This window comes from Marinobacterium alkalitolerans (assembly GCF_017776525.1).
Lineage (GTDB): Bacteria > Pseudomonadota > Gammaproteobacteria > Pseudomonadales > Balneatricaceae > Marinobacterium > Marinobacterium alkalitolerans.
Genome location: NZ_JACVEW010000014.1, coordinates 87,776 through 98,378 on the forward strand (window position 1 = coordinate 87,776; position 10,603 = coordinate 98,378).

Consider the following 10,603-nt stretch of genomic DNA (forward strand, 5'->3'; position numbering starts at 1 on the left):
ACCCGGCCTTGGCCGGGTTTTTTTGTGCCTAGCGCAACAGCAGCAGCGGGATGGGGCTGTTGTGCAGCATCCAGTTGGTCATGCTGCCCACCAGCATCTGCCGGATGCGGGAGTGGCCCCAGGCACCCATGACCATCAGGTCGATCTGCTCGGCCTTGATATAGTTGATCAGGGCCGGACGCACTTCTTCCTCTTCCAGTGTCACGGTGGTGACGTCAAAGCCGTTGCCCTTGAGCATGGTTTCAGCGTTGGCAAGCTGTTCGCGCTGACGCTCCACGCGCTTGCCGGCCATGACCAGATGGCAGGGCACCTGCTTCAGCAGCGGGCTTTGGGCGACCATTTTCAGAGCCTTGTTGGCGGTGGTACTGCCGTCGTAGGCCAGCAGAAAACGCTCGGGCGCCTTGAAATCATCCAGTGCAACCAGAATCGGCTTCTGCAGGGTGCGAGTGACATTCTCCAGGTGGCTGCCGACAGCTGCGGCTGCATGTTCATGCGTTTCACCCTGACGCCCCATGACCAGCAGGCGAGTGTCGGGCTCGAACTCGCTCAGGGTATCAACCAGGTAGTCATGGCGCTGCAGGGTCGAGATCTGCTCGGCCGGCACACCACTGCCTTCCACCTGCTTGCGCGCTTCGTCCAGCATGAAACGCCCCTGTTCCAGCATCAACTTGCTGCGCTTGTTGTCCAGCTCGGCCAGTTCGTCCAGCAGGTGCTCGCGGGTACCCAGACCAATGTTGCCGCTCATGTCGCCTTCCGACGGGTAGTCGGTTTTTTCCAGCACGTGGAGCAGTTCCAGGGGCGCGTCCAGTTGTTGCTGCGCCCAGGCTGAGGCGGTGCAGACGGCCAGGGCTGCGCGTGAACCGTCTATGCATGCAATGATCTTGCTCATTTTGGCTCCTTAGTGGCCGGCCATGAATTTTTCGACTTCTTCGGGCTTGTCGTGGATCGCCACCTTGTCGACGATGGTGCGGCTGGCTTCATTCAGTCCAATGACCTCGACATCCACACCTTCTCGACGGAACTTGATTACCACCTTGTCCAGCGCGGAAACGGCGCTGATATCCCAGAAGTGCGCTTCACTGAGGTCAATGACGACCTTATCAAGCACTTCCTTGAAGTCAAAGGAGGCGATGAACTTTTCGCAGGAGGTAAAGAATACCTGCCCTACTACGCGGTAGGTGCGAGTGTCCGTGTCTTCATCCTTGCGGCTGCTGATGGCCATGTACTGGCCCACCTTGTTGGCGAAGAACAGCGATGCCAGCAGGACGCCCACAAACACGCCGATGGCCAGGTTGTGTGTTGCCACCACAACTGCCACGGTGGAGATCATCACGATGTTGGTCGACAGCGGGTGCTTGCGCAGATCGCGAATGGATTCCCAGGAGAAGGTACCGATGGATACCATGATCATGACGGCGACCAGTGCCGCCATCGGGATCTGGCTGATCCATTCATCCAGGAATACCACCAGAATGATCAGGAACAGGCCGGCCACAAAGGTGGACAGGCGTCCGCGGCCACCGGATTTCACGTTGATGATCGACTGACCGATCATGGCACAACCGGCCATGCCGCCCATCAGGCCCGCGCCGATGTTGGCAATGCCCTGGCCCTTGCACTCACGGTTACGGTCACTGCTGGTATCGGTCAGCTCGTCGACGATATTCGCAGTCATCATCGATTCCAGCAGGCCCACCACAGCAAGCCCCAGTGAGTAGGGCAGGATGATCATCAGGGTATCCAGATTGAGCGGTACTTCCGGCCAGAGGAAGATCGGCAGGGTATCCGGCAGCTCGCCCATGTCGCCCACGGTGCGGATATCCAGGCCCAGCACCATGGCAACGGCTGTCAGCGCAATGATGCAGACCAGCGGCGAGGGCAGGCTCTTGCCGATGACCGGCAGGTAGGGGAACAGGTAGATAATCCCCAGTCCGGCCGCAGTCATGGCATACACATGCCAGGTCACGTTGGTCAGTTCCGGCAGCTGGGCCATGAAGATCAGGATCGCCAGTGCGTTCACGAACCCGGTTACGACCGAGCGGGAGACGAAGCGCATCAGATCGCCCAGCTTGAGGAAACCGGCCAGTATCTGGAAGACACCGGTCAGCAGGGTCGCGGCCAGCAGGTATTCCAGGCCGTGCTCCTTGACCAGTGTGACCATCAGCAGGGCCATGGCGCCCGTGGCCGCAGAAATCATGCCGGGGCGGCCGCCGAAGAAGGCGATGATGACGGCGATACAGAAGGAGGCGTAGAGGCCTACCTTGGGATCAACGCCTGCGATGATGGAAAAGGCGATCGCTTCCGGGATCAGGGCAAGGGCGACCACCGTGCCGGACAACAGATCGTTGCGGACGTTGGAGAACCACTCCTGTTTAATTCTTTGCAGCATCTGCACTCTCTTGCTTGTGTTCAAGGGCTGGGGCATCGCCGACTGGGGCGTCAAATGCCATGATCGAGTCTGCCGGAATCATGTGACAGCCGGGCGATGGGCGGCCTGTGCAATTTGAGCAAGGCAGCCGATCAGTCGTGATAAAGGCGCAAAATTATACAGAAGTGCCGCGTTGGTTGCAGCCGGGCATTCGCCGGGTATAACCCCTGTCTATTTGATATTTCATATGAGTATAAATTTGTTAATATTTATTCTTTTATGGAATCAAAAGAACCCTGTATCTTAGGGGCTTTTCAATGGACACGGGTATCGCTGTGGAGTGGCAAGGCTGGTTCGCACTGAGTTTAATGATGGCTGCCCTGGCAGCACTGATTCTGACACGTACGGGGCCGCATATCGTGATGATGGCGGTGCTGGCGCTGCTCAGTATCAGTGGTGTCCTGACGCCCGGTGAGGCCCTGGCCGGTTTTGCCAACTCCGGTTTGATCACCGTGGCCTGCATGTTTGTGGTGGCCGCCGGGATTCACTCCTCCGGCGGTGTCGACCTGCTGGTGCACAAGGTGCTGGGGCGACCTCAGGGCGTGAGAGGTGCCATGGGGCGTATTTTTGCGCCGGTTGTGCTGCTCAGTGGCTTTCTCAACAACACGCCCGTGGTCGCGACCATGATTCCGGCCATCCATGCCTGGTCGCGCAAGATCAACATTCCCGCATCAAAACTGATGATCCCCCTCAGCTACAGCGCCATTCTGGGCGGTACGCTGACGCTGATCGGCACCAGCACCAATCTCGTGGTCAACGGCCAGTATCAGGAGTTGACCGGGGAAGCCGGTTTTTCACTGTTCTCCATCACGGCAGTTGCACTGCCGGTGGTTGTGGTGGGCGTTCTGTTTATCTGGGTGCTGTTTCCGCGTCTGCTGCCGGATCGCAGCGATAAGCGGGCCTTTGGCAACCTGCGCGAGTTTACACTGGAAGTGGCCGTAGCCTCCGATGGGCCGCTGGTCGGCCAGACGGTGGAACAGGCAGGCTTACGCAGCCTGGATCGTGTGTATCTGGTTGAGATTGACCGCCGTGGCAACATCGTGACGGCAGTCTCTTCCGAAGAAAAGCTGCAGGGGGGCGACCGGCTGGTGTTCGCCGGTGATACCGAAGCCATCTCCGACCTGCTGCGCATCAATGGCATCGTGCCGTCACCCGAGAATGGGCACTCCGATACCCTTAATCAGGATCGTGCCGAGCGCTGTCTGGTTGAGGCGGTGGTATCCCCGCACTGTGATGCGGTGGGGCATGCGATTCGTGATGCGCGCTTTCGTGACCGTTACGGTGCTGTTGTGCTTGCCGTGGCACGCAGCGGCGAACGGATACAGGGCAACCTTGGCAACATCCGGCTGGAAGCAGGGGACACGCTGCTGCTGGAAGCCCGCCCCGCGTTTGTGAGCCGTCAGCGCTACAACAAGGACTTCCTGCTGATTAACGATCTGGACAAGACGCAGCCACGTCATGAACGCGCCTGGCTGGCCTGGGGGATTCTGGCGGCCGTGGTGCTGGCTGCCGGAACGGGGCTGACAAGCATGCTCAATGCCGCTTTGGTAGGGGCGGGGCTGATGGTGATGACGGGTTGCTGCAACGTGGCGCAGGCGGAAAAAAGTCTGGATCTGACGGTGATCCTGACCATTGCCGCGTCGTTTGCACTGGGGGCGGCGCTGCAGAAAACCGGCGTGGCGACCTGGATCGCCAATGGCATAGTGGAGCTCAGCGGCGGTACCCCCTGGCTGCTGCTGATTCTGACCTATCTGGCGGTTTCTGTGCTGACGGAAATCATCACCAACAACGCGGCAGCCGTCCTTATGCTGCCCATTGTGCTGGAGATTACCGAGCGGGCCCAGTTGAGCAATGAACCCTTTGTGTTTGCCATCATGATTGCGGCTTCGGCCAGCTTTGCGACCCCGCTGGGCTACCAGACGAACCTGATGGTGTACGGTCCGGGCGGGTATCGCTTTACGGACTTCCTGAAGGTAGGGGTGCCGATGAACCTGCTGGTCGCGGTGGTGACACTGGCCACCCTGCTGTTGGGCTGGCCACTGATGCAGTAGCCGGGGCGGGTGCCCCGGCTGGTGTGAAGAGGTCTCAGGTGAACAGAATGACCGATGCGAGGCCCACACCGCCCAGCACCAGCGTATAGGGCAGCGCCATGATGACCATGCGGCCGTACGACAGACGTACCAGAGGCGCGATGGCGGAGGTCAGCAGGAACAGGAACGCGGCCTGTCCATTGGGCGTCGCGACACTGGGCAGGTTGGTGCCGGTGTTGATGGCGACCGCCAGCTGGTCGAAGTGCGCCCGGCTGATCTCGCCGGCTTCCAGTGCCTGCTTCACTTCACTGATATAGACCGTCGCCACGAACACGTTGTCGGAGATCATCGATAGCACACCGTTGGCCACGAAGAACATGCCCGGCTGTTGCTCGACCGGCAGGGACAGTACCCAGTTGATAATCGGGCTGAACAGGTGCTGCTCGTGAATCACCGCCACGATGGCAAAAAAGACCACCAGCAGCGCCGTAAAGGGCAGCGCCTCTTCAAAGGCCTTGCCGATCTGGTGCTCGTCCGTCACGCCATTGAACGAAGTGATCAGAATGATGACCAGCAGACCGATCAGGCCCACTTCGGCAAGGTGCAGGGCCAGGCCCACAACCAATACCAGTGCCGCGATCATCTGTACGATCAACGCTGCCTTCTGGGTTTGCGTACGCTTGGCACGCTCCGCTTCGGCAAACTCCTTCAATACCTGTAGCACCGGCCGTGGCAGGCGGGCGCCGTAACCAAACAGCTGCAGCTTCTCCAGCAGCACGCAGGTAAACAGGCCTGCGGCCAGTACCGGCATGGAGACCGGGGCCATCAGCACGAAAAACTCGGCAAAATTCCAGCCGGCGGTTTTCGCAATCAACAGGTTCTGTGGTTCGCCGACCAGCGTACAGACGCCGCCCAGCGCGGTACCCACCGCACTGTGCATCAACAGGCTGCGCAGAAAGGCGCGAAACCCTTCCAGATCTTCCCGGTGCAGGTCGACCACCTCGTGATCGGACACGTGGTTGTGATCCTTGTGTTGATGTCCCTTGCCGGAGGCCACCTTGTGGTAGACCGAGTAGAAGCCCACCGCGACACTGATGATCACCGCCGTGACCGTCAGGGCATCCAGAAAGGCCGACAGCAGCGCGGCCGTCATGCTGAACAGCAGGGCCAGCAGGTACTTGGAACGGACATGCAGCAAAATGTTGGTGAAGGTCACCAGCAGAAGGCTTTTCATGAAGTAGATCCCGGCGACCATGAACATCAACAGCAGGATCACCGGCAGGTTAACTTCCACTTCATGGTAGAGCGCTTCGGGGGAGGTCATGCCCAGCAGTAGCGCCTCGGTTGCCAGCAGGCCGCCGGGCAGCAGGGGGTAGCACTTGAGGGCCATGGCCAGTGTGAAGATGAACTCGCCAATCAGTAACCATCCGGTTGCCTGTGGTCCCAGTATCCAGAGGGCAATGGGGTTGGCGATGAGAAAAAGTACAATGGTCTGTTTGTACCACCCGGGGGCATTGCCCAAGAAGTTGTGCGCGAAAGCACCAAGTTGTGTTGTTGGCATTATTATTTTCTCGGTTTGACTGCCGCAGCAGCCGGGTTAAACGAAACCGGTTACCGAGGCTGCTGCGACCACGCAGGGAGCAGCCAGCGGAATATGCGTGCGGTTACAGGCAGGAGGGAGGCGCTGAGCAGTTGGCTTTCCAAAACCGAACGGTCAGGTTAAGCGGTGAAACAGGCTCGATCGGAAGTGACTGGCGCCGATCTACCTGCAGCCCGTAACGGATCGCGAGGCACTTTACCACAGTCGACTAGGGGTATTCCATTATTTAATGCTGCACCTGCGTAGCAGGCAGACAGATCCTTGGTCGGGGGCCTTAGGTCGCAGTCCGGCAGTACCCTCAGATATCGTAGGTTTGATTGGGCTCGTTGTGGTTCTCCAGTGCCAGCCGGGCCAGTTCGTCGGCGGGAACCGGTTTGCTGAACAGGTAGCCCTGGTACTGATGGCAGCCGAACTCGGCCAGCAGGGCGAGCTGGTCCGGATACTCTACGCCTTCTGCCGTGACCTTCAGGTTCAGGGTTTCCGCCATGGAGATGATGGTGCGGCAGATGATGGCATCATCCTGATCGACCGAGATCTCGCGTACAAAGGACTGGTCGATCTTCAGCTTGTCCAGCGGGAAGCGCTTGAGGTAGCTCAGGCTGGAGTAGCCGGTACCAAAGTCATCAATGCTCAGGTGTACCCCCATCTGGTCCAGGTGTTCCAGCAGCTGAATCGTCTGATCCACCTGTTTCATCAGAATGCTTTCGGTCAGTTCCAGCTCAAGCTGATCCGACTCCAGGTCATAGCGGGACAGGCAGTCGGCCAGGTGGTGACAGAACTCGGGGGTTTCCAGTTGCAGTGCCGACAGATTGACTGACACGCGCAGGTGCAGCCCCTTGGCTTTCCAGCTGTGCATCTGGGCGCACGCCTGTTCCAGTACCCAGTCGCCAATTTCGCCAATCAGGCCGCACTCTTCAGCCAGCGGAATGAAACAACCCGGAGAAACCATGCCGTGGCCGGGCCGGTTCCAGCGAATCAGGGCTTCAGCCCCATCAATCAGGCCGGTCGTAATATCCACCTGGGGCTGATAATACAGCTCAAACTCCTGATGCTTGAGGGCGTGGAACAGAGCGTTCTCCAGTTCAACGCGCTCCAGCTGCTCGCGATCCAGCTGGTGGTTGTAAAACTGATAACGGTTGCGGCCGTTGCGCTTGGCGCGATACATGGCGGTATCGGCGTGCTGGATCAGGGTCTGGGGCGTCAGTCCGTCGTCGGGGAAGAGTGCGATGCCGGTGCTGCAGGAGATGCGCAGTTCATGCAGCCCGATATTCACGGTGGGCTGCAGTGCGGCCTGCAGCGAGGCAACCACATCCTCCACCTCACGATGAGAGCGAACCCGGGGAAGCATGATGACAAACTCATCGCCACCGATGCGGGCCAGGGTTTTGTCATTGGCAACGGCCTGACGCAACCGCTCGGCCAGGCTCTTGAGCAGAATGTCGCCTTCATGGTGGCCCATGGAGTCATTGATGTGCTTGAAGCGGTCCAGGTCGATAAAGAGCACAGCCAGTTGCGTGTGCTCTGCCACTGCCTGACGAATCTGCTCCTCCAGTCGCTGCTCGAACAGCTTGCGGTTGGGCAGGCCGGTCAGCCCATCATGCTGAGCCAGGTGGCGAATACGTTCTTCTGCCAGGCGCCGCTCTTCGATTTCGCGATGCAGGTCCGCCACGACCTGCTCCAGTGCATGAGTGCGTTCTTCCACCCGCTTCTCAAGGGCGTCGTGGGCGGCCTGCAGTGCCTTTTCACTGGCCTTGCGCTCCGAGATGTCCATCATGATCCAGATCGAGCCCTGGCTCAGGTCATCAGGGTTGATCGCCTTGCTGCGAATGTCGCACCAGATGGTACGTCCATCCTTGCGCAGCAGCTGAATCTCGGCACGGAAGGACTGCCCCTGAGACAGAATCTTGCTGTAGTAGTTGCCAGCCTCATCCCAGCGGGTTTTATCCGGGTACCAGCAGCGGGTTGTCTTGCCGATCAGTTCTTCCTGTTCGTAACCCAGCATTTCGCAGAAACGTCGGTTGCAGCTGGTCACCTGACGGTCATGCAGGAATACGATGCCGACCATGGCGTGGTCGAGAATCAGCTGTTGGCGGTGTGTGAGTGCCTTGAGGCGGTCAGAGGCCTGACGCTGTTCGTCTATGTCTTCCACGATCCAGATTGAGCCGCGATCGGGGTGCCGGGTGTCAACCAGCTTGCCGGTAATGCGGCACCAGAAAAGGCTGCTGTCCTGCCGGCGCATGCGGCGCTCTGTCTGGAAACGCTCGCCCGCTACAAGGACAGGATAGGCCTCACGGCCCAGTTCAAGGTACTGTTTCTTGTCTGGATACAGTGAGAGGGTATTCGTGCCGACCAGGTCTTCAGGGCCATCATAGCCATGCATCTGGGCATAATGGCGGTTGCAACGCTGGATGAGTCGGTTCTGAACAAAGCAGATACCAACGCCGGCGTTGTCGAGTATTACCTGCTGCTCGTTCAGCAGGGTCATCAGTTGTGTTCTGTCCTGAGGCAAGTTTTGAGAGTTCAGGTCTTTCTTATCATTATTCATGTATTAAGTACTGCGGCCTGACAATCGAAGCTCGTCAAGCCTACCATGTTTGCAGGACATTCAGCATGCCTTCTGTCTGCGACATTGGGAGAGGCAGTTTAAAGGTGCAAGTAAAGTCGGCTCTGTGCGATGGTATTAGCCTGAGACTCCGACGAGGATGGGAGGAATGGAACAGATGAGTCGTTATCGACAGCCGACCCGGCAGACCTGCTCGGATGGCAGCATGAGACGGGCCGGTTTTGAGCTGGAATTCACCGGCCTGACCTTTGCCCAGGCGCGGCAGGGGGTGCTGGATGTGCTGGACGGCACTGAAAAGGTGAAGTCCCCCGTTGAAACAGCGGTCAAGACGGAGCAGGGAACGTTCAATCTGGAGCTGGACTGGGCGCTGCTGAAGCAGGTTGCTCAGGAGTACGCGCAGGTTGATGTTACTCCGGACTGGCTGGACAGCATCAGCCGACTGGCTGCCCGCGTGGTGCCGATTGAGCTGGTCTGCCCGCCCATACGGCTGGATCAGCTCGATACGCTGGACCCTGTTGTCGAGCGACTTCGCCATGCCGGTGCTCAGGGCACGGATGATTCCCTGATTGCCGCGCTGGGCGTGCATATCAATGCAGAACTGCCGGACCTGAGTCCTGCAACGATTCAGGCCTATCTCAAGGCCTACAGCCTGCTGCAGTGGTGGCTTGTGGACGCGCATGCCGTCAATCTGGCGCGCAAGGTATCCCCCTATGTCGACCTCTACCCCGAGGAATACATCGACCGACTGCTGACGCAGCAGAGTGCCAGCCTCGATGGCATCTTCGATCTGTATCTGGCCTATAACGCAACCCGGAACCGTGCTCTGGACCTGCTGCCACTGCTTGCACATCTGGATGAGGATCGCGTACAGGCGCAGGTGAACGACGACCGGATCAAGTCGCGACCCGCGCTGCATTACCGACTGCCCAACTGCGAAATTGAACGCAATGCCTGGGACCTGGCCGAGGAGTGGAATACCTGGTGGGTAGTGGAGCAGCTTGCCGCTGACGAAGATGCCATGGCGGAGCTGTCGCGGCGCTGGTTGTCGATGTCGCGCCCGCTGCTGGGGGTGAACCGTGCGGAATGGGTAAAAGGAGTGGATCAATGGCTGCGCGAACGCGGGTGGCTGTAACCGGTAACAGCCGGCGCTGGTCGCCCTCCTGGTGGTGTACGCGGCTGGCGCTCTGGCTGGTGGGAGCCGAAGCGGTTCGCTTGAGCGTACGCCACGAGGTGCCGGAGTGCTCCGTGGATGCTCTGATCATCGGCGGCGGTGACGATATCAGTCCGGAGCATTACGGTGGCGACCTGGAAGCGCCTGTGCGAACAGACCCCGACAGAGACGCACTGGAGATGCGCTGGATTCAGCATGCACTGGATACGGGGCTGCCCATGCTGGGTATCTGCCGCGGTGCTCAGTTGATCAATGTGGTGCTGGGTGGCCAGCTGCATCAGGACCTGCGTGAACTGCGCAAGCGAACCTATAACCGTCCGGGGCTCTTGCCAACCAAGCAGGTACGACTGGAATACCACAGTCGAATGGCCGAGGTCTGCAAGCGGGAGCGCTTGCGCGTGAACAGCCTGCATCATCAGGCCGTGCGATCGGCTGGCAGGGGGCTGCAGGTTGTGGGGCGTGATCTGGACCAGATCGTGCAGGGCTTTGAAGCAGAGTCAAAGGAGATCATGGGTGTGCAGTGGCACCCGGAATACCTGTTCTACCTGCCGTCGCAACTGCGCCTGTTCCGCTGGCTGGTCAAGGCGGCACAAAAATAGAAGGGTAAAAACAAAAAAGCCCCGTCAGGTGACGAGGCTCTTTTGTATGAATTTGATGGTGGTGGGAGGTGGATTGTTCCCCTTCGGGCCGTTGCGTCTGCGCCGCAACGTCGTCTCGGCACTGCGTGCCTCGGCTCGAACCACCTTCGGCGGTTCTCATCCACGTCAGACTCCACAGACACAAAAAAGCCCCGTCAGGTGACGAGGCTCTC

7 protein-coding genes and 1 other RNA gene are annotated in these 10,603 nt (G+C 59.3%); 3 read left to right on the forward strand and 5 right to left on the reverse strand.

Going from position 1 to position 10,603, the window contains the following annotated elements; translation table 11 throughout:
- Positions 1-28 precede the first annotated feature (28 nt).
- Both H9C73_RS10370 and H9C73_RS10375 read right to left on the reverse strand, forming a co-directional pair.
- Entirely contained in the window at positions 29-889 is an 861-nt protein-coding gene (locus H9C73_RS10370) for a universal stress protein (RefSeq protein WP_209287760.1), read from the reverse strand.
- A 9-nt stretch (positions 890-898) separates the two neighbouring features.
- Positions 899-2,389 (reverse strand): SulP family inorganic anion transporter, encoded by a 1,491-nt coding sequence (locus tag H9C73_RS10375; protein ID WP_209287761.1) that lies wholly within the window; start codon positions 2,387-2,389, stop codon positions 899-901.
- A gap of 296 nt (positions 2,390-2,685) precedes the next feature.
- Here H9C73_RS10375 and H9C73_RS10380 point away from each other — a divergent pair, with 296 nt between their 5' ends.
- Positions 2,686-4,479 (forward strand): SLC13 family permease, encoded by a 1,794-nt coding sequence (locus tag H9C73_RS10380; protein ID WP_236014215.1) that lies wholly within the window; start codon positions 2,686-2,688, stop codon positions 4,477-4,479.
- Between the two features lie 34 nt (positions 4,480-4,513).
- Here the strand turns inward: H9C73_RS10380 and nhaB are convergent, their stop codons facing one another.
- Entirely contained in the window at positions 4,514-6,019 is a 1,506-nt protein-coding gene (nhaB, locus tag H9C73_RS10385) for a sodium/proton antiporter NhaB (protein ID WP_209287762.1), read from the reverse strand.
- A 337-nt stretch (positions 6,020-6,356) separates the two neighbouring features.
- Entirely contained in the window at positions 6,357-8,543 is a 2,187-nt protein-coding gene (locus H9C73_RS10390; protein ID WP_236014216.1) for a sensor domain-containing protein, read from the reverse strand.
- 235 nt (positions 8,544-8,778) lie between these two features.
- Here H9C73_RS10390 and H9C73_RS10395 point away from each other — a divergent pair, with 235 nt between their 5' ends.
- Both H9C73_RS10395 and H9C73_RS10400 read left to right on the forward strand, forming a co-directional pair.
- Positions 8,779-9,753, forward strand: a complete 975-nt coding sequence (locus H9C73_RS10395; protein ID WP_236014217.1) for an amidoligase family protein — start codon at positions 8,779-8,781, stop codon at positions 9,751-9,753.
- Complete coding sequence (locus H9C73_RS10400) at positions 9,726-10,391, forward strand: gamma-glutamyl-gamma-aminobutyrate hydrolase family protein (protein WP_209287765.1); 666 nt, start codon at positions 9,726-9,728, stop codon at positions 10,389-10,391. The genes H9C73_RS10395 and H9C73_RS10400 overlap by 28 nt, the downstream gene beginning before the upstream one ends.
- A 56-nt stretch (positions 10,392-10,447) precedes the next feature.
- Here the strand turns inward: H9C73_RS10400 and H9C73_RS10405 are convergent.
- Positions 10,448-10,572: non-coding RNA, RtT sRNA (locus H9C73_RS10405), on the reverse strand.
- Between the last annotated feature and the right edge of the window lie 31 nt (positions 10,573-10,603).